The 25067-nt window shown below is 56.1% G+C and carries 21 protein-coding genes and 2 tRNA genes; 16 read left to right on the top strand and 7 right to left on the bottom strand.

The window, feature by feature from the left end:
- Window positions 1-20 precede the first annotated feature (20 nt).
- The 10 genes from fusA (at window position 21) to ABWV47_RS06260 (ending at window position 12313) form a co-directional block, all read left to right on the top strand.
- The gene (fusA, locus tag ABWV47_RS06305; protein ID WP_353309736.1) at window positions 21-2138 is read left to right on the top strand and encodes an elongation factor G; all 2118 of its coding nucleotides are present in this window, start codon (window positions 21-23) and stop codon (window positions 2136-2138) included.
- Window positions 2135-2671 (top strand): hypothetical protein, encoded by a 537-nt coding sequence (locus tag ABWV47_RS06300; protein WP_353309733.1) that lies wholly within the window; start codon window positions 2135-2137, stop codon window positions 2669-2671. Before fusA ends, ABWV47_RS06300 begins: the two co-directional genes overlap by 4 nt.
- Window positions 2672-2709: 38 nt before the next feature.
- Complete coding sequence (tuf, locus tag ABWV47_RS06295) at window positions 2710-3885, top strand: elongation factor Tu (RefSeq protein WP_353309730.1); 1176 nt, start codon at window positions 2710-2712, stop codon at window positions 3883-3885.
- A gap of 188 nt (window positions 3886-4073) precedes the next feature.
- The gene (locus ABWV47_RS06290; RefSeq protein ID WP_353309728.1) at window positions 4074-5075 is read left to right on the top strand and encodes a sterol desaturase family protein; all 1002 of its coding nucleotides are present in this window, start codon (window positions 4074-4076) and stop codon (window positions 5073-5075) included.
- A gap of 1 nt (window position 5076) precedes the next feature.
- The gene (locus tag ABWV47_RS06285; protein WP_353309726.1) at window positions 5077-6186 is read left to right on the top strand and encodes an acyltransferase family protein; all 1110 of its coding nucleotides are present in this window, start codon (window positions 5077-5079) and stop codon (window positions 6184-6186) included.
- Window positions 6187-6409: 223 nt separating this feature from the next.
- Window positions 6410-7975: an ABC transporter substrate-binding protein gene (locus ABWV47_RS06280; protein ID WP_353309724.1), complete on the top strand. Its 1566-nt coding sequence runs from the start codon at window positions 6410-6412 to the stop codon at window positions 7973-7975.
- A gap of 109 nt (window positions 7976-8084) precedes the next feature.
- A complete protein-coding gene (locus ABWV47_RS06275; protein ID WP_353309721.1) occupies window positions 8085-9065 on the top strand; it encodes an ABC transporter permease in 981 nt (326 codons plus the stop codon).
- Window positions 9065-10006, top strand: a complete 942-nt coding sequence (locus ABWV47_RS06270; protein ID WP_353309718.1) for an ABC transporter permease — start codon at window positions 9065-9067, stop codon at window positions 10004-10006. Before ABWV47_RS06275 ends, ABWV47_RS06270 begins: the two co-directional genes overlap by 1 nt.
- Entirely contained in the window at window positions 10006-11724 is a 1719-nt protein-coding gene (locus tag ABWV47_RS06265) for an ABC transporter ATP-binding protein (RefSeq protein ID WP_353309716.1), read from the top strand. The genes ABWV47_RS06270 and ABWV47_RS06265 overlap by 1 nt, the downstream gene beginning before the upstream one ends.
- Window positions 11725-11809: 85 nt before the next feature.
- Window positions 11810-12313 (top strand): SAM-dependent methyltransferase, encoded by a 504-nt coding sequence (locus tag ABWV47_RS06260; protein WP_353309714.1) that lies wholly within the window; start codon window positions 11810-11812, stop codon window positions 12311-12313.
- Window positions 12314-12316: 3 nt separating this feature from the next.
- On the opposite strand, the gene ABWV47_RS06255 is transcribed toward ABWV47_RS06260, so the two are convergent.
- From ABWV47_RS06255 to ABWV47_RS06230, 6 genes are all read right to left on the bottom strand, one after another.
- Window positions 12317-12535, bottom strand: coding sequence for a hypothetical protein (locus tag ABWV47_RS06255; RefSeq protein ID WP_353309711.1), 219 nt, complete (start codon window positions 12533-12535; stop codon window positions 12317-12319).
- Between the two features lie 218 nt (window positions 12536-12753).
- A tRNA-Glu gene (locus ABWV47_RS06250) sits at window positions 12754-12828 on the bottom strand.
- Window positions 12829-12873: 45 nt separating this feature from the next.
- Window positions 12874-12948 (bottom strand) — tRNA-Glu (locus ABWV47_RS06245).
- Between the two features lie 164 nt (window positions 12949-13112).
- Window positions 13113-14861: a single-stranded-DNA-specific exonuclease RecJ gene (recJ, locus tag ABWV47_RS06240; protein WP_353309709.1), complete on the bottom strand. Its 1749-nt coding sequence runs from the start codon at window positions 14859-14861 to the stop codon at window positions 13113-13115.
- A gap of 89 nt (window positions 14862-14950) precedes the next feature.
- Window positions 14951-15925, bottom strand: coding sequence for a class II fructose-bisphosphatase (glpX, locus tag ABWV47_RS06235; RefSeq protein WP_353309707.1), 975 nt, complete (start codon window positions 15923-15925; stop codon window positions 14951-14953).
- A gap of 84 nt (window positions 15926-16009) precedes the next feature.
- Window positions 16010-17308: a homoserine dehydrogenase gene (locus ABWV47_RS06230; protein WP_353309704.1), complete on the bottom strand. Its 1299-nt coding sequence runs from the start codon at window positions 17306-17308 to the stop codon at window positions 16010-16012.
- Between the two features lie 457 nt (window positions 17309-17765).
- Here ABWV47_RS06230 and ABWV47_RS06225 point away from each other — a divergent pair, with 457 nt between their 5' ends.
- Entirely contained in the window at window positions 17766-18353 is a 588-nt protein-coding gene (locus ABWV47_RS06225; protein ID WP_353309701.1) for a TetR/AcrR family transcriptional regulator, read from the top strand.
- A gap of 193 nt (window positions 18354-18546) precedes the next feature.
- On the opposite strand, the gene ABWV47_RS06220 is transcribed toward ABWV47_RS06225, so the two are convergent.
- Window positions 18547-19458: a pirin family protein gene (locus tag ABWV47_RS06220; protein ID WP_353309699.1), complete on the bottom strand. Its 912-nt coding sequence runs from the start codon at window positions 19456-19458 to the stop codon at window positions 18547-18549.
- A gap of 219 nt (window positions 19459-19677) precedes the next feature.
- On the opposite strand from ABWV47_RS06220, the gene ABWV47_RS06215 reads away from it, so the two are divergent.
- From ABWV47_RS06215 to ABWV47_RS06195, 5 genes are all read left to right on the top strand, one after another.
- Window positions 19678-21303: a long-chain fatty acid--CoA ligase gene (locus ABWV47_RS06215; protein ID WP_353309696.1), complete on the top strand. Its 1626-nt coding sequence runs from the start codon at window positions 19678-19680 to the stop codon at window positions 21301-21303.
- Between the two features lie 3 nt (window positions 21304-21306).
- The gene (locus tag ABWV47_RS06210) at window positions 21307-22197 is read left to right on the top strand and encodes an alpha/beta fold hydrolase (protein WP_353309694.1); all 891 of its coding nucleotides are present in this window, start codon (window positions 21307-21309) and stop codon (window positions 22195-22197) included.
- A gap of 161 nt (window positions 22198-22358) precedes the next feature.
- Window positions 22359-23348: an NAD(P)H-dependent flavin oxidoreductase gene (locus ABWV47_RS06205; protein ID WP_353312032.1), complete on the top strand. Its 990-nt coding sequence runs from the start codon at window positions 22359-22361 to the stop codon at window positions 23346-23348.
- A complete protein-coding gene (locus tag ABWV47_RS06200) occupies window positions 23345-24016 on the top strand; it encodes a histidine phosphatase family protein (protein ID WP_353309692.1) in 672 nt (223 codons plus the stop codon). Before ABWV47_RS06205 ends, ABWV47_RS06200 begins: the two co-directional genes overlap by 4 nt.
- Before the next feature lie 24 nt (window positions 24017-24040).
- On the top strand, window positions 24041-25066 hold the full coding sequence (locus tag ABWV47_RS06195) for a phosphotransferase family protein (RefSeq protein WP_353309689.1): 1026 nt from the start codon (window positions 24041-24043) through the stop codon (window positions 25064-25066).
- Window position 25067: the final 1 nt, after the last annotated feature.

Here is a 25067-nt window from a genome sequence, read left to right as displayed (position 1 = left end):
TTAGGATTAGGACGAGAACAATGGCTCGCGAATATCCCCTCGAACGCTACCGTAACTTCGGGATTATGGCTCACATCGATGCAGGTAAAACAACCTGTTCGGAGCGTATCCTGTATTACACTGGCAAATCCCACAACATCGGTGAAGTTCACGATGGCGCTGCAACCATGGACCACATGGAGCAGGAGCAGGAACGTGGCATCACCATCACCTCCGCTGCGACCACCACTTTCTGGGAACGCACAGAGGACGGCGTAACTGCGGATTCTGAAAAGTACCGCATGAACATCATCGACACCCCCGGTCACGTTGACTTCACCATTGAAGTTGAGCGTTCGCTGGCGGTTCTTGATGGTGCTGTATGTGTTCTGGACGCCAACGCTGGTGTTGAACCCCAAACCGAAACTGTTTGGCGTCAAGCTGATCGCTATAAAGTTCCGCGTATGGTGTTCGTCAACAAAATGGACAAGATCGGCGCAGACTTCTTTAACTGCGTTCACATGATCGAAGACCGTACCGGCGCGACTGCCGTTCCTGTTGGCATTCCAATCGGTGCAGAAACCGAGCTGGAAGGTCTGCTGGATCTGGTCACCATGGAAGAATGGCTTTGGCAGGGTGAAGACCTTGGTGCGTCATGGATCAAAGCACCGATCCGTGAAAGCCTGCAGGACATGGCTGACGAATGGCGTGGCAAAATGGTCGAAGCCGCCGTCGAAATGGACGATGACGCGATGGAAGCGTACCTCGAAGGCGAAGAGCCTGATGTGGACACTCTGCGCGCTTTGCTTCGCAAGGGCACACTGGAAATGGCATTTGTGCCAGTTCTGGGCGGCTCCGCGTTCAAAAACAAAGGTGTACAGCCTCTGCTGAACGCCGTGGTTGACTATCTGCCCAGCCCGCTGGACGTTGTTGACTACATGGGCTTTAAGCCTGGCGATGAAGACGAAGTTCGTGACATTGCACGTCGTGCAGATGACGACATGGCGTTCTCCGCTCTGGCGTTCAAAATCTGGAACGACCCCTTTGTTGGCTCTCTGACCTTTACCCGTATTTACTCCGGTAAAATCGAAAAGGGCGACAGCTTCCTGAACTCGACCAAAGGCAAAAAAGAGCGCGTTGGCCGCATGATGATCATGCACTCCAACGACCGTGATGAAATCTCCGAAGCATTCGCAGGTGACATCATCGCTCTGGGCGGTCTGAAAGACACCACAACCGGTGACACGCTTTGCGCGATCAACGATCCGGTGGTTCTGGAAACAATGACATTCCCCGATCCTGTGATCGAGATTGCCGTTGAGCCTAAAACCAAGGGTGACCAAGAGAAAATGTCGACTGGCCTGCAGCGTCTGGCCGCCGAAGATCCTTCCTTCCGTGTGGAAACTGACATCGAAAGCGGTCAGACCATCATGAAAGGCATGGGCGAACTTCACCTCGATATCTTGGTTGATCGTCTGCGTCGTGAGTTCAAAGTGGAAGCCAACATCGGTGCTCCACAGGTTGCGTATCGCGAAACCATTGGTCACGAAGTTGAGCACACCTACACCCACAAGAAGCAGTCTGGTGGTTCTGGTCAGTATGCTGAGGTGAAAATGATCATCTCTCCAACCGTTGCCGGTGAAGGTTTCTCCTTTGAAACCCGCATCGTTGGTGGTGCTGTTCCTAAGGAATACATCCCGGGTGTGGAAAAGGGCATCAAATCTGTCATGGACTCCGGTCCGCTGGCAGGCTTCCCAGTGATCGACTTCAAAGTTGCTCTGATCGACGGTAAGTTCCACGACGTGGACTCCAGCGTTCTGGCCTTTGAAATCGCAGGTCGTATGGCGATGCGTGAAGGCATGAAATTGGCCGGCGCGAAACTGCTTGAGCCAATCATGAAAGTCGAAGTGATCACACCTGAAGAATACACAGGTGGCATCATTGGTGACCTCACCTCCCGTCGTGGGCAGGTGTCTGGTCAGGAACCACGCGGTAACGCTGTTGCAATCGACGCATTTGTGCCTCTGGCCAACATGTTCGGTTACATCAACAACCTGCGTTCCATGAGCTCGGGCCGCGCCCAGTTCACCATGCAGTTTGATCACTACGATCCGGTTCCGCAGAACATCTCCGACGAGATCCAAGCGAAATACGCATGATGTTGTTTCGCCGCACTATGCTGATGGGCGCTATTGCGTCCATCAGTATTGGACTTTCAGCGTGCTCTGGGACTGATGGCAGTTCAGCCACGCCTGAGGTTCCTCTGTTGTCGTTGGTTAATGTGTCTAGCATCAACGTCACAGCGAAGCGACGGGGTATTGTACGCTTGATTGATGATCTCAGCGGGCCGTATTCGGACGAACAGGTCATTGAGGATGTTCAAAGAGCGTTGAATTCTGAAATTCGTGACTTGGGCACTGGGGCTCCTATGACGTTGAATGTTCAATTGTCATCCATGGCTTTGGCAAGAGACTTCGGCGTGTTGTCGTTTAACAGCTCTGAACTGCAAGCGTCATTTACAGCGTCCGCTGCCACGTCGAATAAGGTCCTCACTCTCTATGGTAGGGTGCAAGCACCGGGTGAAAACGCTAAAGAAGGCGAAAACGTAGATGAGAAGTACGATATTCTGATCGCGAATTTTGCGAACGAAATTAAGAAAGTATTGGCGAGCAAAACCGTCGCTCCCAAGTAACATGACTTCATACTGAAGTCTTAAACAAGGAGGCCACTATGGCTAAGGAAAAGTTTGAGCGCAGTAAACCGCACTGCAACATCGGCACCATTGGTCACGTTGACCACGGTAAAACCACACTGACAGCTGCGATCACCAAGCAATTTGGTGACTTCAAAGCCTACGACGAAATCGACGGCGCACCTGAAGAAAAAGCCCGCGGCATCACCATCTCCACCGCGCACGTGGAATATGAAACCGACGCGCGTCACTATGCGCACGTCGACTGCCCTGGCCACGCTGACTATGTGAAAAACATGATCACCGGTGCGGCGCAGATGGACGGCGCGATCCTGGTTGTGAACGCGGCGGACGGCCCGATGCCACAGACCCGTGAGCACATCCTTCTGGGCCGCCAAGTTGGCATCCCGGCCATGGTTGTTTTCATGAACAAAGTGGATCAGGTTGACGACGAAGAGCTGCTTGAGCTGGTTGAAATGGAAATCCGCGAACTGCTGACCGAATACGACTACCCAGGTGATGATATCCCTGTGATCGCGGGTTCGGCTCTGGCCGCTCTGGAAGACCGTGACGACAACATCGGCAAAGAGAAAATTGCTGAGCTGATGGCGGCTGTTGACGAGTACATCCCACAGCCACCACGCGCTGTTGATGAGCCGTTCCTGATGCCCATCGAAGACGTGTTCTCGATCTCTGGTCGTGGTACTGTTGTGACCGGCCGTGTTGAGCGTGGCGTGATCAACGTTGGTGACGAAATCGAAATCGTTGGCATCAAAGACACACAGAAAACCACCTGTACCGGTGTTGAAATGTTCCGCAAGCTGCTGGACCGCGGTGAAGCTGGCGACAACGTTGGCGCATTGCTGCGCGGCATCGACCGTGAAGCGGTTGAGCGTGGTCAGGTTCTGTGTAAGCCAGGTTCCGTGAACCCACACACCAAGTTCGAAGCAGAAGCCTACATCCTGACCAAGGATGAAGGTGGCCGTCACACGCCGTTCTTCGCGAACTACCGTCCACAGTTCTACTTCCGGACCACAGATGTGACCGGCACTGTTGAGCTGCCAGCAGGCACCGAAATGGTGATGCCAGGCGACAACCTGAAATTCAACGTTGAGCTGATCGCGCCTATCGCGATGGAGCAGGGCCTGCGCTTCGCGATCCGCGAAGGTGGCCGCACCGTTGGCTCCGGTGTTGTGTCCAAAGTTATCGCTTAATCAAACCATCTGATTGATCGACGAAAAGGCCGCCCAAATGGGCGGCCTTTTTGCGTGGGGAGAGGCAAAGACTGTCTCGACTCCCGCGACATTCCTTTTTCCCGCCATGTTTTCCCCGCATTTCACAGGCAATTTCTGACGATATGCCGGGGGGCAATCATGCGTATTCTTGGAAAGGGAGCATGGAAATGGGTTGGGTGTACGAGGTTTGGACCGCTCTGAAGGGTATGTTTTGGGGCTGGGAATCGCGTTTGGCGGTGTTCTATCTCTGCACAACCATCGCCATGGTGTTTGCGATCTGGCTCTACCGCGGTCGTCCCAAAAGCTTTGTGAGCTTTCTCTTTCCCAAAGAGGTGTATTTCCACAAATCTAACATCATTGATGTTCAGATATTTGCGATCAACTTGCTGCTTGGTGTGGTAGGCATTTTTGGCGCAGTTCTGTTCACGCCCGTGGTCGCAAAAGTTGCTTTGACCACGATGATTGGCATTCAGGGGTCGCCGTTTCAGCCGCTCGACATCACTTGGGGCCGGAGCGCTTTGGCGACTTTGATCATGATCCTAGCGATGGATTTTTGCAAATACTGGGCGCACTACATCCATCACGAGAACAAGGTTCTCTGGCCATTTCATGCGCTTCATCACTCCGCTGAGGTGATGACCCCGCTGACCGCCAACCGCAATCACCCCGTGTTTCTGCTGATCCGAAATGTGATCTACAGCCTTGTGCTGGGCACAGTGCAGGCCGCCGTGTTGTTCCTGCTGATTGGCCAGATCGATCTCTTGACCATTGGCGGCGCCAATGCCGGGTATTTCCTGTTCAATTTGCTTGGGGCCAATCTGCGTCACAGTCATGTGTGGCTGAGTTATGGGCCTGTATTGGAGCATGTTTTCATTTCACCCGCGCAGCACCACATCCATCATTCCAGCGACAAGAAACACTTCAACAAAAACTATGGGGAAGTCTTTGCCATTTGGGACTGGATGTTTGGCACGCTGTATGTGCCCAAAGGCTATGAAAAATTGCAGTTTGGCGTGGCGGACGGCAAAGGTGAGTTGATTGAGCAGCCCCATGCCACGCTGAAAGATGCTCTGATCAAACCCTTTGTGGAAGCTTTAGAAGAGGCGACGGGCGTTGAAATGCTCAAGGCCAAATCCTCTGACACAAGCAAACCGGCGCAGGGGCACTGACATGAGCAGAGGTGTGTCCATATGGTTGGACGTGCTGCGGGTGGTGGCAACATTTGTTGTTGTACTGTCTCACTGGGCTTATCCAAGATTCACGGGAACCAACTACGCATTTTTGCGAGATTGGAATGTTGGCAGCGATGCGGTGATCCTGTTTTTTGTGATGTCGGGCTGCGTGATTGCTTATGCGGCAGATCGTGACCAAACTGCAGGACAGTTTGCCTTCAACCGAATGACACGCCTGATGACTGTGATGGTGCCTGCGTTGATCTTGACGTTGGCGTTTGACGCCATTGGCACGCGCATTGATTCCAACGCCTATCCCCATGGCTTCTACCAAGAACTCCCATTGGGAGAGTTTCTGTTGCGCGGCCTCTCGTTTTCCAATGAATGGAGCGCCTTTGAGCGGGTGCGTTTGGGCACCAACGGTCCTTTGTGGTCGCTAAGCTACGAGGCTGCCTATTACGCTTTGTTTGGCATCGCCCTGTTTATGAAGGGCGCGGCACGGATCGCTCTCTTGCTTGCGGTGTGTCTTGTGGTGGGCGTCAATGTATTGATCCTGATGCCTGCGTGGCTGCTCGGGGTGGCGCTGTGGCGCAGGTTGCGCAACGGCAACGCCTTGTCTCTGAGCCGCCCTACAGGCTGGGCTTTGGCTATTGGCGGACCAGCGCTCTATCTCTTTGGGCAAATCGCCGGGCTACCTGAGCTGTTGGCGGCGCAAACCGCCACCGCTCTGGATGTAGCTGACGCGCGTATGGTGCTTGGGTTCTCTGATGAGTTTCTTTGGAATGGCCTTATCGGTTTGTGTGCGGTGGCGCATGTGGCAGGTGTGGCGGTTTTGAATCCAAAGACGGTGCCCGCAACGAAGGCTATTCGCTGGCTCGCTGGGGCAACATTTTCAATCTACGTTACACATTATCCTGCCCTACATCTGTTAGATGCCACGCTGCCCGAGATCTGGGCACGGGACCTTGTATTGTTATTGGGCGCGGTTGTCGTGGGCCTGGTGTTTGCGCATTTCTTTGAGCGCCCAGTGACGCAGTTCCGCACATGGTTCAAACGCGTTCTGGGAACAGTGGTCTTAGGGCCCAAAGCGCTCCGAAGACCGTCTTGAGGCGTCTCGCGCGCGGGGATCTGACACCGGTTTGACACGCGTGAATGTGATGAGGTGTGCGGGCATCGGGCGCAAACGCGGCCACCGTTTCACTAACCCTCTGAGAGTATTTGCCTTAACAAGTTCACAAAACAGTGTCCCGCGCTTGCTTTTCACTCATGGCTGGGGTGAGACTGGTGCACGCGTTTGCCTGCTCTAGGCGGACAAAGAACAGGGGAGCACCATGAAACACCTCATCTCAGCGGCCTTGGCCGCGGCGATCTGCGCTGCGCCAGCGATTGCCGAAGATTTCAAATGGGCGGGCACAACCGACCCGCAAACCATGGATCCGCATGCAGTGAACTCTGCGCCGGTCTTGGGTTTTTTGAACAATGTCTATGAAGGTCTTGTACGTCGCGGCAAAGACATGGCGATTGAGCCTGCTTTGGCCACAAGCTGGGAGCCGATTGGCGAAGGTGAGGGCTGGCGGTTTCACTTGCGCGAGGGTGTGAGCTTCCACGACGGCAGTAGCTTTGACGCAGAAGATGTTCTGTTCTCTTATCAGCGCGCCTCCGACGAGACCTCAGATACCCGCAGCTGGTTTGCCCCCGTGTCAGACGTGAAAATGGTGGATTCAAAGACCATCGAGATCTACACATCGGCGCCCAACCCGATTTTTCCAGACAGTATCGCCAACTGGATGATCATGGACAAAGGCTGGGCAGAGACCAATAGTGCTGCGTTGCCAGACAAAGAGAATGGCAACTATGCGACGTTAAATGCCAATGGGACTGGCGCCTTTATGATCACAGCGCGCGAGCCCGGATTGCGCACCGAGCTGGCGCCCTTTGAGGGGTGGTGGGACGAGGCGACACACAACATCACCAAAGCCGAGTTCACACCGATTCAAAACCAAGCCACGGCTGTTGCGGCCTTGTTGTCGGGCGAAGTGGATATGATCAACCCGGTGCCCATTCAGGATGCCGCACGCCTGCAAGGTCAGGATGGTGTGAAGGTCATTCAGGGCATTGAGGCTCGTGTGATTATGCTGGGCTTTGCGCAGCAAGCGGACACGTTGAAATACGGTGCGGATGCCGGCCAACCTAATCCCTTTAAGGACGCGCGTGTGCGCGAGGCGGTCGCGAAGGCGGTGAATGTTGACGCAATTTTGAAGACAATCATGCGTGGCAATGCAGAACCCGCGAGCCAGTTGGTCAGCCCTGCAATGCGTGGGTACTCCTCAGCCAACGCTGATCGCGCGACTTTTGACAAAGACGCTGCGAAGGCTCTTTTGGCAGAAGCGGGTTACGCCGACGGCTTCTCTTTTGGATTGAAATGCCCCAACAACCGATACCTGAACGACGAAGCGGTGTGCCAAGCTGTGACCTCTATGCTGGCACAGGTGGGCATCACTGCTCAGCTTGACGCAATGCCTGTACAGAACTACTGGCCGGAGCTGCGTGCGGACAACTTTGACATGTATCTTCTTGGTTGGTCGCCCGGCACGTTTGATGCAGAACACCCGATCCGTTTCCTTGCTTCGACGCCGAATGCCGAGAAAAAACTCGGCAGCTGGAACTTTGGCGACTATTCCAACGCCAGAATCGATGAACTTCTGCCGATGATTCAATCCGAAATTGACGATGGAAAACGTCAGATGATGCTCGATGAATCAGCCGCGATTCTGCAGGCAGACACCGCCTATGTCCCGCTTTATGTACAGCCGCTGGTCTGGGGCACGCGCGACAATGTCTCTTTGACGCAGCGCCCGGATAATTTCTTTATTCTACGCTGGGTTTTGGTGGAATAAAGCTGCTTACATGAGGGGCGTCGGGCAACAGTCTGACGCCTCTTTGTGTTGCTTGACCCCCGCTGCGGGATCGCCACAAGTAGCGCAAATTTAACTAAGGGACACAGTCATGCTGACGTATGTCATTCGCAGAGTCTTACAATCTGCGTTGGTTCTTCTGATCGTGGGGCTTGTTGCGTTCAGCATGTTCCGTTTTGTTGGTGACCCCATCGACAATATGCTTGGTCAGGAACGCACCGATGCGGATATCTCCCGTCTCAGGACGGAACTTGGATTGGATAAGCCCTTTCCGGTGCAATACTACAACTTTCTGGAAAAGGCGGTTCAGGGCAACTTCGGTGTGAGTTATCGGCAGGGACGTCCTGTGGCTGACATTCTGGTCGAACGCGCGCCTGCGACTCTGGAGTTGGCTGCTGTAAGTGGTTTCCTTGCGATCTCTATTGGGATTGGGCTGGGCGTATTTACGGCGATACGCAAAGATGGATTTTTGGCAAATGCGATCATGTCGATCTCATTGATCGGGGTCTCCCTGCCAACATTTCTGATCGGTATATTGCTGATATACGTCTTTTCGGTTGAACTTGGCTGGCTGCCGTCATTTGGCAGGGGCGACGTTGTAAAAATAGGATGGTGGAGCACAGGACTGCTGACCGCGTCAGGTCTTAAGGCCATCATTCTTCCGGCAATCACCTTGGGTTTGTATCAGATGACCCTGATCATGCGATTGGTGCGCTCTGAGATGCTGGAAGTGCTGCGTCAGGACTATGTCCGCTTCGCGCGTGCACGTGGCTTGTCTGCCCGTTCCGTCAACTTCCGCCATGCCCTAAAGAACACGCTGGTGCCAGTGATCACGGTGACCGGCCTACAGCTTGGTTCGATCATTGCTTTTGCGATCATTACCGAGACCGTGTTCCAATGGCCCGGTGTGGGCCTCCTGTTCATCAACGCGATCCAGTTTGTGGACATCCCAGTGATGGCGGCCTACTTGATGCTGATTTCCGTGATGTTTGTGGCAATCAATCTGATCGTTGACCTTCTCTATTTTGCAATTGATCCGCGCTTGCGCACGGACGGTAAAGGGGCGCACTGATGTCTGACCAAACTTCAACCGCGCCACGATCGCGATTGGGCAAGGCGCTGGACAGCGACTTTGCTTACAACTTTCGCCGCTCTCCCGTTGCTGTGGTGTCTTTCATTGCGGTGGCACTCTTGGTGCTCAGCGCGGTTTTTGCCCCCTTGATTGCACCTTATGATCCATTTGATCCGGCGACGCTGGATCTGATGAACGGTTTCACCGCCCCCATGGCCCCCAATGACTTCACCGGTGATGTCTTCTGGCTGGGCACCGATGATCAGGGCCGCGATGTATTCTCCACCATTCTTTACGGCATGCGCATCTCGCTGTTTGTGGGCTTCTCTGCAGTGCTCTTTGCGATGGTGCTTGGTATCACATTGGGCCTGATAGCCGGCTACGTGGGCGGCTGGGTGGAAACCGTCATAATGCGTGCGGCGGACGTGCAACTGACGTTCCCCGCCATTTTGGTGGCCATGCTGATCTTTGGCATCGCCAAAGGCATCACCCCCATCGAACATCAGGACACTATGGCGATTTGGGTGTTGATCCTTGCGATTGGGCTGTCTGACTGGGTCCAATTTGCGCGCGTGGTGCGTGGTGCAACGCTGGTTGAAAAGGACAAAGAGTATGTCCAAGCCGCGCGCATGATTGGCCGCGGCCGTGGCGTCATCATGCTGCGCCATGTTTTGCCAAATGTGCTATCGCCGGTTTTGGTGATTGCCACGATCTCGCTGGCTTTGGCCATCATCGCTGAGGCCACGTTGTCTTTCCTTGGTGTGGGGGCACCGCCAACCCAACCGTCACTTGGCACGCTGATCCGCATCGGGCAACAATTCCTGTTCTCCGGTGAATGGTGGATCCTTCTGTTCCCGTCCGCGACTCTTCTGGCGTTGGCGCTGTCAGTGAACCTGCTGGGAGACTGGCTACGTGACGCATTGAATCCGAGGCTACAGTGATGAGCGACACACTTCTTGATATTCAGGGCCTGTCGGTCCACTTCCCGACCCGTCGCAAACTGTTTGTTGCGGTGAACAAAGCCAACCTTTCTGTTGAACCGGGAGAAATCCACGGTTTGGTGGGGGAATCCGGTGCCGGTAAATCCACCATCGGCGCGGCAGTTATGGGGCTTTTGGAGCGCCCGGGCCTGATCGCTGATGGCACGGTTAGCTTCAAAGGAGAGCAGATCAGCGGCCGTGACGCCGAGGGCATGCGCGCGCTGCGTGGCGCGAAGATTTCAATGATCTTTCAGGATCCTCTGACGTCGTTGAATCCGCTTTTGACGGTTGAACAACAGCTGGTCGAAACCATTCAATTTCATCTGAAGCTGTCTGACAGTGACAGCAAGCAGCGCGCCATTGAGTTGCTTGACCGGGTTGGCATTCCCAACCCGCCAGAACGGATAAAGCAATATCCACACCAGTTCTCAGGTGGAATGCGACAGCGCGTTGTGATCGCGCTCGCACTGTGTTCCGAACCAGATGTGATCATTGCAGATGAACCAACAACTGCGCTGGATGTGTCCATTCAGGCGCAAATTTTGGAACTCATCAAAGAGTTGGCACGAGAACGTCAGACAGGCGTGATCCTGATCACCCATGACATGGGCGTTATCGCGGACACCACCGATAAGGTGACGGTCATGTATCAGGGCGAAGTGGTGGAAAGCGGTTCAACAGAACGGGTGCTGGGGGCGCCAAGCCATGCGTATACCAAATCTCTGATCGCCGCTGTGCCACGCCCGACGCTCAAGGTGCATCGCTTTCCCCAACTGTCTTATGGCGGGCGTCAGATCGACTTTGCCATCGACGACCTCGCCCGCAATTGGAAGAAACCGGCACCAAGCAAATCAGGGACATTGCTTCGGGTTGAGGGGCTTACCAAAACCTTCCTGCAAACGGGTTCAATCATCCCGTCGCGCCGCAAATACTTCACGGCTGTAGACAGGGTCAGCTTTGACATTCGCGAAGGCGAGGTCTTTGGCATCGTGGGGGAAAGTGGCTCTGGTAAGTCGACGGTCGCGCGGATGATTGCAACGCTTTATCACACCAACGGTGGGAAAATCTTCTTTGACGAGGAAGAGGTCACAAGCCTCTCCTCGGCCAAAGACTTGGAGGGGTATCGTCGCCAGATCCAGATGATTTTTCAGGACCCTTTTTCCAGCCTCAACCCGCGTATGCGCGTCGACGAGATCATCGCGGAACCGGTGAAACACCACAAGCTGTTGCAAGGCGCTGATGTGCAACATCGTGTGGATGAGCTGCTAGAGCGGGTAGGTTTGGGTTCAGAGGCGGGGCGCAAGTATCCACATGAGTTCTCCGGCGGCCAACGTCAGCGGATTTCGATTGCGCGTGCGCTGGCCACACAGCCACGTTTCCTGATCTGTGACGAACCAACGTCGGCACTGGATGTGTCCATTCAGGCGCAGATATTGAACATCCTCAAAGACCTACAAGAGCATCTGGGCCTGACCATGTTGTTCATTAGCCACGACTTACCCGTGGTGCGCCAGATGTGTGACCGGGTGGGCGTGATGCGGCAAGGGCAGCTTCTGGAGGTGGCTGACACTGAGACGCTTTTTGCCGCCCCCAAGGAGGCCTACACGCAGGAGCTTTTGAGTTTGATGCCCAAACTTGAGGGCCTTTCTACTGAAGGCCTTCAAAGTCAACTCGCATAAGACAAACAAAAAACGCCGCCTGATTGGGCGGCGTTTTGTATTGGGGCGAGCCATTGTTGCAGCGTGGACAGAGTCGGAGAGAAAAATGTCAGATCAGCCTGAAGTGCGCGATGGGGAAACGGTACTGAGCTTTGATCCCTCAGAGCGGGTGGACGCGACCATAAGGTTTATTGGACACATTCACACGCCGTGGAAGCGTGGCGATTGCCCCAAGAATGTCACCCGTGCACGTGAAACAGGGGAAGGCGCACATGTGCAACTGGAGCCGGGGTTTGCGGAATGTTTGCGTGGCTTATCTGTCGGTGACGGGATCATGCTGATGTATTGGATGCACAGTGCACGGCGTGATTTGATGACACAGCGTCCACGCCACCATGCTGTGGCGCGTGGTACCTTTTCATTGCGATCGCCGAACCGACCCAATCCAATTGCTTTGGCCGCTGTGCGGATCACAGCATTGAATTTGGACACGGGCCGGATTGAGATTGATGCCATAGATTGCTTTGACGGCACGCCATTGGTGGACATCAAACCAAGCGCACCTGCGGTGGACGTGCCACCCGAAATCGAGATGCCTGCTGAACGCTAAATGTTACTGGCGGGCTTTGCGCTTGGGGTGGTCTGGAAGGTTGAATGGCCAGAGCCGGCGGTTGAGATTGTTGGCGGATTTTGGTGTGATAGCGAAGTCCGCGTCGTTGCAGGACGCCAAAAGAAACGCCCCCGCGCGTTGTTTGACATGCGCTGTGCCAGCCACAGCCGCGTCGCCGCGGTTTTTCGGCAAAATCCAAACAGACAGGTGCGTGCAGTGCATATCTAACCCCTTACAGATATCACGTTTCGGAAACCGAATCTCACAACGACCCAAGCAATGTCGTTTCCTGTAACCAGAGCTAGGGTAAATTGGTTAACGAAACCTCTGTAACGCTGAGTCAATCTGTGCGCCGTCTTATTGCGCAAAGCAGTATCGCTGAAAATTCACACATTCTCGCCAACAATGGCGGGTGGGGGACTTCTATGAGTGTGGAAAAATGGCATCCCGTAGGGGAATCGAACCCCTCTTTTCAGGTTGAAAACCTGACGTCCTAACCGATAGACGAACGGGACGCATTTTGGATGCGTCAGAGCGAATGCTCTCATATCCAGCCTCAGTGGCATCCCGTAGGGGAATCGAACCCCTCTTTTCAGGTTGAAAACCTGACGTCCTAACCGATAGACGAACGGGACACTCTGAAGTGTGAGGCGTATTTAGTGAAAGGCGTTCGCGGGCGCAAGCAGAAATGTGGGGGCATGTGGCGATTTTTTAGACGCGCCAGAGGGCCTCTCGCCCCCATCTTCGCGCAGCTGTGATTCCCCCAGAATAGATACCACCCGCAAGGTGATATTGGCACCTATTCCGCACGCGCGGCATCTTCGAGACGGAGCTGTACGGATTGCCGTCCGCCCCATGTATTGATTTCCAACCGTCCGGCCAAATGGAACCGCGCGCCACCGTGCGATTCTAGGGCTGGCCCAAGAGCTGTGTCATAGGCGCCAAAGGAAATCGCATCGATGCGTGCGCCGAAACCATCTCCAAAGGTGAGTTTGAGATGGCTATCGCCGACTCGTTTGGTGAATCGAATCTCTGCATCAGGAAACACAAAGCGCGGGGCAGGGGCACTGGCGCCAAAAGGTCCCGCCTTTTCGATGTCGGTGATTAAATCGACCGAGGCTGCGGTCGGCATCAAAAGCGCGTCAACTTTCAGATCCGCTGGCCCAGAGGCACCCGCGCCTTGCTTTTCCATCAACGCGCTCAGCCGCGCCATAGCTGGCTCCAACTGGTCGCGAGCAACGGTGAGACCTGCGGCCATTTTGTGCCCGCCGCCTTTGACCAGCAGGCCTTCGGCAGCCAGTTTTTGTATCGACGCGCCAAGATCAACGCCTGAGACAGAGCGACCAGAGCCTTTGCCCTCCTCTCCATCCAGACCAATCACAATGGCCGGGCGGTTGGTGGCTTCTTTCAGGCGTGAGGCCACAATGCCCACCACGCCGGGGTGCCATCCTTCGCCTGCCGCCCAAACCAGTGGCGCATCCAACCCCCGTTCTTCAGCCTGCGCCATGGCGGCAGCGCGCACCGAGGCTTCGATGTCGCGGCGTTCGGTGTTGAGTTCATCCAACCGCGCGGCCATGGCTTGCGCCTCTTGTGGGTTGTCGGTGGACAACAGGCGCGCGCCGAGGTCAGCTTGACCAATGCGCCCACCTGCATTCACCCGTGGGCCCAGGAGAAAACCCAAATGGTAGCTGTTTGGCGCACTGTCCATGCGGCTGACGTCTGACAGCGCCACAACACCGGGGCGTTCCCGCCGTGCCATGACTTTGAGCCCTTGCCGCACGAGGGCGCGGTTGACGCCAATCAGGGGCGCCACATCTGCCACGGTGCCAAGAGCCACAAGATCGAGCATTGCCATTAGGTCGGGGCCACGCGTGCCATCAGCCTCGCGCATTTGCCGATTGGCCTCCACCAGCATCAAGAACACCACGGAGGCGGCACACAAATGGGCCAAATCGCCACTTTCATCCTGTCGGTTTGGGTTCACGACGGCGACACAGTCTGGCAGGGTTTCGCCGCCCAAGTGGTGATCCAAAACCACCACATCCGCGCCTTTGGCTGCTGCAATGGGCGCGTGGCTTAAGGTGCCGCAATCCACACAGACAATCAGATCGTGTTCTTTGGCCAGTGCCGCCATGGCCTCATCGTTTGGCCCATACCCCTCGTCGATGCGATCCGGCACATAGAGCGTGGCGTTCAGGCCCATATTGCGCAGCCATGTGATGAGCAGGGCCGCAGAGGTGCCACCGTCCACATCGTAGTCAGCAAAGACTGCAATCTTCTGGCGTGCGGAAACAGCCGCCAAGAACCGCGCGGCGGCCACTTGCATGTCTTTTAGGTCACGGGGATCTGGCAACAGATCAACCAATTTGGGTTCCAGAAAGCTGGCCGCCTCATTTGCGCTGACACCACGGCGCGCCAAAACGGCGCAGAGCGCCGGCGGCAAGGCGGTGTCTTGAGCCAAACGCTCAGCGGTGCGTGTGGTTTCTACGTCTGGCCCAACCCAACGCCGTCCTGTCAGACTCTCTGAAACACCTAAGAAATCAGTCATGGAAGGGCTCTCTTCGTATAGAAAGGCCCGCCGAAAAGGCGGGCCGTTGCGGGCACGTGGACCCAATCATGCAGTGAAATGGCGCGTGATCAAGAGGTCTGATCGATGGGCGCGCGGTAGGTCACCCGCCGCACAGAGCCAGATTTGGACCGCATCAACAGAGTTTCTGTCTCAATCCAACCAGGGCTGCGTTTGATGCGCGGCAGCAATGAGCCGCCAGTCACGCCGGTGGCGGCAAAGATCACGTCTTGGGTCACCATCTCGTCGCGCGCATAAATGCGGTCCAGATCGGTGATGCCCGCTTTGGCCGCGCGGCCACGTTCGTCATCATTGCGGAACGTCAAGCGACCCCACATCTGGCCACCCATGCACTTTAGCGCGGCTGCGGCCAGAACACCCTCAGGTGCGCCGCCGCTGCCCATATACATGTCGATTCCGGTCTCTTCGGCTTCGGCGCAGTGCATAACACCTGCCACATCCCCATCGGTGATCAAGCGGATGCTCGCACCGGTGGCGCGCACTTCATCGATCATGTCCTCGTGGCGAGGGCGTTCCAGAATGCAGACGGTGATATCAGAGGTCTCACAGCCTTTGGCTGCGGCCAGCGCTTCAACCCGCTCTTTTGGGCTCATGTCCAGCGTCACCACATTTTCGGCATAGCCCGGGCCAATGGCCAGTTTGTCCATATAGGTGTCAGGCGCGTGCAGCATGGAGCCACGTGGCCCCATGGCAATCACCGTCAGCGCGTTGGGCATGTCTTTGGCGGTCAGGGTTGTGCCTTCCAGCGGATCCAGCGCGATGTCCACGCCCGGACCGTTTCCGGTGCCCACTTCCTCGCCAATGAACAGCATCGGAGCTTCGTCGCGTTCGCCTTCGCCGATCACGACCACACCGGCGATATCCAGCAGGTTCAATTGTTCGCGCATCGCGTTCACAGCCGCTTGGTCAGCGGCCTTTTCATCACCGTTTCCAATGAGGGCCGCAGAAGCAATTGCGGCTTGTTCCGCCACCCGGGCAAGGCCGAGTGACAGCATCCGATCGTGAAATTCTGGCTTGGAGGACATTGGGGGGAAATCCTTATGTGCTTTGGTCAAAATAGGGGATAGCGCAGCAGGGGAGTGCTCACAAGCATTGCTGCTGCGCCAAATTCACACGCTTTCAATGCGCAGGGCCACTGGTTCAGAAGCCATGACACCAGACGCGCGCATTGCGTCAATAGCCGCATCCAAATCTGCGCGTTGGGTTTTGTGTGTCACAATCAGAACCGGCGCATGGGCGTCATCGTGGCGGGTCTGACGCATGCGGTCAATGCTGATGCCGTTGTCTCCAAGTGCTGTGGCGATCTTGGCCATAGCACCAGGGCGATCTTGCAACGCGAGCCGCAAGTAGTAGGGCGCCGGAGAATTGGAGCGCGCTGCTTTGGCTGTGATTAAACTTTGTGCAGGAATGCCAAATGTTGAGACACGATACCCACGAGCGATGTCGCAGACATCCCCCATCACGGCACTTGCTGTTGGGCCTTCCCCGGCACCGGGGCCGCGCAAGACGACCTGCTCTACAGCGTCGCCTTCGATCACTACCATATTGGTTCCGCCTTTGAGCTGCCCGAGAGGGCTGTCTGCAGGCACAAGACAGGGAGACATGCGTTGTTCGAGACCTCGGCCGGTCATCTGGGTGACGCCCAACAGTTTGATTTTATATCCAAGCTCAGCGGCCTGATGGATGTCTTCGATCGAGATGCGCTGAATACCTTCCAGTTCCACGCCCTCGAAATCCACCTTTGTCCCAAATGCGATTGCGGACAGCAGCGACAATTTGTGACCGGCGTCAATGCCCCCCACGTCCAGATTGGGGTCTGCCTCCAGATAGCCGAGGGCATCCGCTTCAGCGAACACCTCGTCATAAGGCAACCCGGCGTCTTGCATCCGCGTCAGGATATAATTGCAGGTGCCGTTCATCACCCCCATCACGCGCGAAACTTCATTGCCGGCAAGGCCTTCGGTCAGGGATTTGATCACCGGGATGCCGCCTGCGACAGCGGCTTCAAAACGGATGACAGCGCCTTTTTCTTCCGCGGTTTCAGCCAACGTCTGACCGTGCCGCGCCAGAAGTGCTTTGTTGGCGGTGACAACATCTTTGCCAAGTTGTAAAGCGGCTTCGATGGCGTCTTTGGCTGGACCGTCTTCGCCCCCCATCAGTTCAACAAACACATCTACGTCGTCACGTTTGGCCAAGGCGACAGGATCTTCTTCCCAAGCGTAGCCCGCAAGGGCCACGCCTCGGTCCTTGTCTTTGGAGCGCGCGCTGACTGCGCTGATAGTGACCGGCCGTCCGGTACGTGCTGCCAAAAGCTCTGCTTTCTGACGCACAATTTTCACGACGCCCACGCCGACGGTGCCCAATCCGGCGATGCCAAGACGAAGTGGTGACGGCTGTGGCGTGGTCATGGTGAGGTACCTCAAATGGATGTTGTTTTGTCTTAGAACTTGATCTGCCGTTTAGCGGCTCTTGTCGGGCTGTGCAACGGAGGGGAGGGGGCAAGTGACTTACTGAAGTTCACTGGCGCGCCGTTGCAACCGTGTGCGTCTACCATCGATCTCGGCTTCAGTGGTATCCGTCAATCTCGGTGCAGGAGGAGACGGCAACTCTGAGGCGGGGAGGATGTCCGGGTAAGGCGCGGCTCCTGCAGCGGGCGCGGCTTCGCCTTCCAGTCCAGGAATTTGACCGCATGCGCTTAACATAAGCATGGCGATGCAGAGACCAAGTCTGCTTTGGGAACGGCGTTTCATCAGATATTTGCCTTTTGCTGCGCGCTTGCTCCGGTTATGGACCAGAGGTCGCTTTGGACACAACCCGCCTTTGACGGGGTTTTAAACGAACGAACGTTCAGATATTCTGTTTGCCATGGCAAGAACTCAAGGCTCTCACTCCGACATCACCGGCCCGCGCGTGCGTACGGCGGCGCTACGTCTTTTTGCACAGCATGGATACGCTGCGGTGTCCATGCGCCAGATCGCTCGAGAGGTCGGTGTGCAGGCAGGGGCATTGTACAATTATACGCCGGACAAACAGAGCTTGCTGTTTGGATTGATGAAGCAGCATATGGATGAGCTTTTGGCCGCGCGGGCTGAACTAAGTGCCACGGGTGATGCGGTCACTGATTTAGAAGCATTCACGCGGATGCATATTCGATTTCACAGGGCGCGACCCGAAGAAGTCTTTATTGCCTACATGGAGCTGCGCAATCTAACAGCGGAAAATTTTGACGCGATCGAAACGTTGCGCCGCACTTATGAAGATCAGCTTGAAGCTATTTTGCGTGCCGGGGTTGCCTCGGGAGACTTTGCCGTGGGGGACCCCAAAATTGCCACCATGGCGGTCATTGCCATGCTCACGGGTGTGAACACGTGGTTCAGAGAGGGCGGCCGATTGTCGCTTGATGAGGTGGGGCAAATCTATTGGGATATGGTGCGCAAAACCGTCGGACGGTGAGCAAATTTACCCCCGATTGTCTCCGTGTGTTTCGCTCATTGGCCATGCTAACGCGCAGCCTGACGAAATCCGCGACCCCTTGGTGCCCTGACGCTTGTATGTCAGAGCGCATTGGCGCGGCGTCATGCCTCACAAAGGTCTTTCGGAACATGTCTCCAGCGTAGTTGGAAACATGTTCCGATCAAACTTTGTGTTAGTGTGCCGGTGAGATGAACGTGCCATTGCGCAGTTCCGCAAAAGCCTGCTGCAACTCAGCTTGGGTGTTCATCACGATCGGGCCATGCCAGGCCACCGGTTCCTGAATGGGTTGCCCAGAAACCAATAAGAACCGCACCCCGTTCTCACCAGCCTGCACCGTCACCTCGTCGCCAGAGCCAAAACGGATCAAAGTGCGGTCCCCGCTGAGGTCTCGGATGTTCACCTCTTTTCCGGCAACTTCTTTTTCCAGAAGCACACCGGTGGGCTGGCTTGCATCTGCAAAAGCGGCATCTCCCTCAAACACATAGGCAAAAGCGCGGCGGCGGGTGTCGATTGGGAAGGTCTTTTTGACCCCGGCGGGCACATGTACATCCAAAAACAAGGGGTCCGCAGCGATGCCATCGACGGGACCAGTGCGCCCCCAAAAGTTGCCGATAATCACCCGTACACGGGTGCCATCATCTTCAAAAATTTCAGGGACTTCTTGAGAGCCGACGTCCTGATACCGGGGATCGGTCATCTTAAGGTCACGCGGCAGATTGGCCCAAAGCTGGAAGCCATGGTTCACACCATTGGCATTGGCGGTGGGCATCTCTTGGTGCAAAATACCGCGTCCAGCGGTCATCCACTGTACATCGCCTGATTGCAGATTGCCTGTGTTGCCGAGGCTGTCCTGATGTGAAACAGCGCCATCAATCACATAGGTGATGGTTTCGATGCCACGATGGGGGTGCCAAGGAAAGCCCGCCTGATACATCCGTGGATCGTCATTGCGAAAGTGATCCATCATCAGAAAAGGATCCAACTCCTCTGGATCCTGAAATCCAAAGACGCGGTGTAAATGCACGCCCGCACCTTCTATTGCCGGGGTGGCCTTGCGGGTCTCCAGGACAGGTCTGATTGACATGATATGTCTCCTTTCATCTCCCTAAATAGGCCCATTTACGTCTCGTGCACATGGGTGGTGGCGCGCCAAGCTTGTGCGGTGTTGCACAGACATGTCCAGAACAAGCGCGAGCGCTCTCAATTTGCGTGACGTCGCGGCACAGGAAAACCACCGTTTTGAAATCTGGCGCTTAGGACGTACCGTATCGCACACAATGACACTCACTGGCAGGGAGGCCAAATGCAGGGGTCCATGATGATGCGTCCGCTCAAGATTGCGGATATTTTGAGCTATGCAGCTGAAATTCACTCCACAGGAGAGGTGGTGTCGGTCCGAACCGAAGGGGACATTCATCGCCAAACCTATGCCCAAACCGCATTGCGAGTCGCTCAACTGGCGCATGGGTTGACGGCACAGGGGATGACTTTTGGAGATCGCATCGCGACGCTGGCTTGGAATGGCTACCGTCACTTGGAACTGTACTACGCCATTTCGGGCGCGGGGGGGGTCTGCCACACCATCAACCCAAGGCTTTCTGCCGAGCAGATGACCTACATCATCACCCACGCACAAGACACCATGCTGTGTGTCGATTTGACATTTGTGCCAATCGTCGAAGCTCTGCGAGACCAGTGGCCTACAGGTCTCAAAGTCGTTGTCATGACGGATCGTGCTCACATGCCCGACGGCGACTATCTGTGTTACGAAGAGCTGCTGAGTGGTCACCCTGAACACTATGACTGGCCAGATCTGCCTGAAGAAACCCCGGCGGGTCTGTGTTATACTTCTGGCACCACGGGCAATCCCAAAGGGACGCTCTACACCCACCGCTCCACAGTTTTGCACGCCATGATGGTGGGGCTCTCGCTGCCCGCCGCCCTTCAGCCGGGCAAACGCATTTTGCCGGTTGTGCCGCTCTTCCACGTGAATGCTTGGGGCCTGCCATATGCCGCGCCGCTGACGGGCGCGTCGCTGATTTTCCCCGGAGGCGCGCTGGATGGCGCAAGCCTGTTCAAACTGATGGACGACGAACATGTCTTCTCCGCTTGGGGCGTGCCCACTGTTTGGCTCGGTTTGCAAGGAGAAATCGCCAAACAAGGCCGCATGCCCAAAGGGTTGGGTGACATGGTGGTGGGCGGCTCCGCGGCACCAGCCAGCATGATCCAGTATTTTGAGGAAGGTGGCGTAAATGTCTGCCACGCCTGGGGCATGACCGAAATGTCCCCCATCGGCACTCAAGGCAACCTGCCAGCCCATCTGGACGCCAAATCCATGGCTGAACGCATTGCTGTGAAATCCAAACAGGGGCGGCGCGTCTTTGGTGTGGACCTCAAGATTGTCGATGAAGATGGCCAGCGATTGCCCCACGATGGTGAGGCGGCGGGCGAGCTCTACGTGCGTGGAAACGCCATCACGGCGGGCTATTTTGAGAACGAGGAGGCCAATGCCACGGCCTTTGACGCAGAGGGTTGGTTTGGCACCGGCGATGTGGCCACCATTGACACAAACGGCTTCCTCACCATTACCGACCGCGCCAAAGACCTGATCAAATCCGGCGGTGAATGGATTTCTTCGCTTGATCTGGAAAACACCGTGATGGCCCATCCCAAAGTGGCCAACTGCGCCGTGATTGCCGTAGCGCACCCCAAGTGGGACGAGCGGCCTTTGTTGGTGGTGGTGCCTTCGCCAGAAGGCACACCAGAGCCACAAGAGCTGATGGACCTGCTGCTGGAACACTTTGCCAAATGGCAGCTGCCGGACGATGTGGTGTTTGTCGACGAACTGCCGCTTACGGCCACGGGCAAAGTCTCCAAACTCACCCTGCGCAAGCAGTTTGCCGATCACAAACTGCCGGATATGGCTTAAACATTGCGCAGCGAAACCCTTTCCATTTCCGGTCACGACTTTCACGTGGTTGTGGCCGGTGACCCAGACAAACCCGCGATCCTGATGCTGCACGGCTTCCCGGAGTATTCCGGCGCCTTCTTTGATCTGATCCCGCATTTGGAGCGCGATTTCTTCTGCATCGCCCCGGACCAACGCGGATATGGCCAAAGCTGGAGACCAAGTGACGTCAGTGACTATAAGCTCGGGAAACTGGCATCCGACGCTGCAACCATTGTCGAACACTATGGCAGCGGTCGCGTGGCGGCGGTGTTGGGTCACGATTGGGGGGCGTCCGTTGCCTACCACTTGGCTGTCAGCGGCTGGGTGTTGATCGACCGGTTGATCATCGCCAATGGGGTGCACCCAATCCCGTTTCAGCGCGCCTTGGCCGGAGGTGGAGCCCAATCTAAGGCCAGCCAATACATCAACTGGCTGCGTGCACCGGGTTCAGAAGACATGCTCGCCGCCGACGATCACGCCCGTATGATGGGCATTTTCTCCAAACATATGGACATGTCGTGGATGACAGACCAAAAACGCGCCGCCTACCGCGCCGCTTGGGGAAACGCGGATCAAATCCGCAGTATGGTCCACTGGTATCGCGCCTCCACTCTGAAAGTGGCGGACCCCGGCGTGCCCCTTTCCGAGGAAGACCTGCCAAACCTGCCGCTGGATGCCCTGCGTGTGTTCATGCCACATCTGCTGTTGTGGGGAGAAAACGACACAGCCCTTCTGCCGGAGTGCCACGCCGGTCTCGAAGACCTCTGCGAGGATCTCACCCGCATCTCCATCCCCGACGCCGACCACTGGCTTCTGCATCAAAAACCTGCCGAGGTGGCCCGCCACGTCCGCGCTTTCCTCACACCGCACTGACGTTTGGCGCCCTAAACTTCCCGATCTGGTGCGTTTCGCCTCATGCCGCCCGCAAACGCGCCGGCAATGGCGCATCACAAATGACGTTAAGTGACTTTCCGATCCCTGACTTGAGCGGCTCCAAAGAGCGGCTATCCTCTCTCCAACCAAAGGAGCCTTATATGCCCGGTGACAGCCATCTTCCCAAAGCCCTACAAGGGCTGCGCATCCCGGCGGTGGCCGCACCGCTGTTTATCATTTCCGTGCCCGCGCTGGTGATTGCGCAATGCAAAGCGGGTATCGTCGGCAGTTTCCCTGCGCTCAATGCGCGAGAGGCAGAAGGTGATGCACCGCTGCTTGATATCTGGCTCACCCAAATTCGCGAAGAACTGGACCGTCACAATCAAGCGAACCCAGATCGTCCGGCGGCGCCGTTTGCGGTCAACCAAATTGTGCACCGCTCAAACACCCGCCTGCAACGCGACATAGACCTCTGCCACAAACATAAGGTGCCCATCTGGATCACCTCTCTTGGCGCGCGGGCCGAGGTCAATGACGCCGCTCACGACTGTGGCGGCATCGCTTTGCATGATGTGATCAACAACAAATTTGCCAAGAAGGCGATTGAGAAAGGCGCGGACGGGCTGATCGCCGTGGCCGCTGGCGCCGGAGGGCATGCCGGCCCACAGTCCCCCCTTGCTTTGATAAGTGAAATTCGCACGTGGTTTGACGGGCCGCTTTTGTTGTCAGGGTCCATTGGCACCGGGGCATCCCTGCTGGCGGCACAGGCCATGGGAGCTGATCTAGGCTACATAGGCTCGCCGTTTATTGCCACTGAGGAGGCCAATGCGGTGCCCGACTACAAAGACATGATCGTCAACAGTGGGGCAGAGGACATTGTTTATTCCTCTTTGTTCACGGGCGTCTGGGGCAACTACTTGAAGGGCTCAGTTGAGAACGCTGGCATGGACCCCGAGGATTTGCCTTTGGGAGATGTAAAGACCATGGATTTTGGCAGTGACAGAGAAAAGCCCAAGGCGTGGAAAACCATCTGGGGATCCGGCCAGGGCATTGGCGCCGTCAAGGAAGTTGCAACAACGGCTGATCTCGTGGGGCGTCTTGAGCGTGAATACGTATCCGCTTGGAAGAGGTTACAGGCGCGCATGACATGAGCCAAATGTTTCATTTGATACGACACGCTCAGGCGAGCTTTGGTGCCGAGGACTACGACAATCTGTCTGAGGTTGGCCATGTGCAATCCGCAGCTTTAGGGGCCGCACTTAAGCATCAGGGGCTGCGCCCGGATGCGGTGTTTATTGGTGCGCAAAAACGCCACCGACAAACGTGGGAGGGGATCGAAAGTGCGCTGGGCACTGGCCTTGTGCCTGTTGTCTTGCCCGGGTGGAATGAGTTTGATTTTGGAGGGCTTTTGGAGGCGCGCTATGCGTCGCGCAGTGACAAACCTGCCGATCTGCACACGGCCCGTAAAACGCATTTTCGGATCTTGCGTGACACCGTGTTGGAATGGCAACGCGATGAGATCGAGGCCCCGCCGGAGAGCTTTGCTGCCTTCACTGACAGGGTGCGCGAGGCGCGCGAGATTGTTGCAGGGTCGGGCGCAAAAACGCCGCTTGCGGTCAGCTCGGGCGGGGCGATCGGGCGCACTGTGTCAGACGTGTTGAACGCGCCTGCCGAGCAAATGATCCTGCTGCAATTGCAAATCAAAAACTGCGCCGTCACACGGTTGGTCATGGCAAAGGGCAATGTCTGGCTCAACGGGTTTAACGAGACCCCGCATATTGATGGCAGCAACGCCGACGCATTGCTGACTTACAGCTGAGAACGGCATCCGGAGAACAGGCATATGGACACGACCACATTGGACACTGCAGCCGTTGCGCGTTGGCTGAGCGAGCATCTAGAGGGGTTCTCCGGCGCTATTGAGGCCACCAAATTTGACGTTGGGCAATCCAACCCAACCTTTCGGCTGGACACACCCGCCAAACAGTATGTTTTGCGGCGTAAGCCACCCGGTGTGCTCCTAAAGTCCGCCCATGCTGTGGATCGTGAATTCCGTGTTCAGAACGCACTGTCTGGCACTGATGTACCTGTCGCCAAGATGCATGTGCTGTGTGAGGACGATGGGGTGATTGGCTCCGCTTTCTACGTCATGGATTTTGTTCAGGGGCGCAACTTTGACGACCCGCGGCTTCCGGACCTCAGCAACGCTGAGCGTGCACAGGTTGTTGATGAAATGGGGCGCGTGCTGGCCGCCATTCATTCTGTGGATATTGATGCCGTTGGCCTCTCTGACTACGGACCCGATGGCAACTATTTTGAACGCCAGGTTGGGCGCTGGGCGAAGCAATATCGCGCCTCTGAAACGGATGCTGTGCCACAAATGGATATGTTGATCGAATGGCTTGCTGCCAATATTCCGATCGACGATGGCAAACGCAGCTTGGTGCACGGCGATTATCGCATCGACAATATGCTCTTTGACCCAGACCGTCCAAAAGTGGTTGCAGTGCTGGATTGGGAACTGTCGACCATCGGCCATCCTTTCGCGGATTTGGCCGCTGTGATCATGCAGTGGCAAATGCCGCCGGGCCATGAGGGGCGGGGGCTTGCAGGTGTGGATCGCGCGACCCTTGGTTTGCCTTCTGACGAGGACTTTATTGAACAATACTGCAAGCGTATGGGGCTGCCCGGCATTGAAAAATTTGGCTTCTACCTTGCCTTTTGCTTCTTCCGAATGGCCGCCATCATTCAGGGTGTGAAGAAGCGGGCCCTTGATGGAAATGCATCTGACCCTGCGCGCGCAGCCAAACTGGGTACATTTGTCCCGATGTTTGCTGCCGCTGGGCTGGAGGCAACGAAACGTGGATAAA

The organism is Shimia sp. NS0008-38b, assembly GCF_040370365.1.
Classification (GTDB): Bacteria; Pseudomonadota; Alphaproteobacteria; order Rhodobacterales; family Rhodobacteraceae; genus Shimia.
Note: the sequence above shows the minus strand (reverse complement) of the source record. Positions and strands in the feature narration are given on the sequence as shown.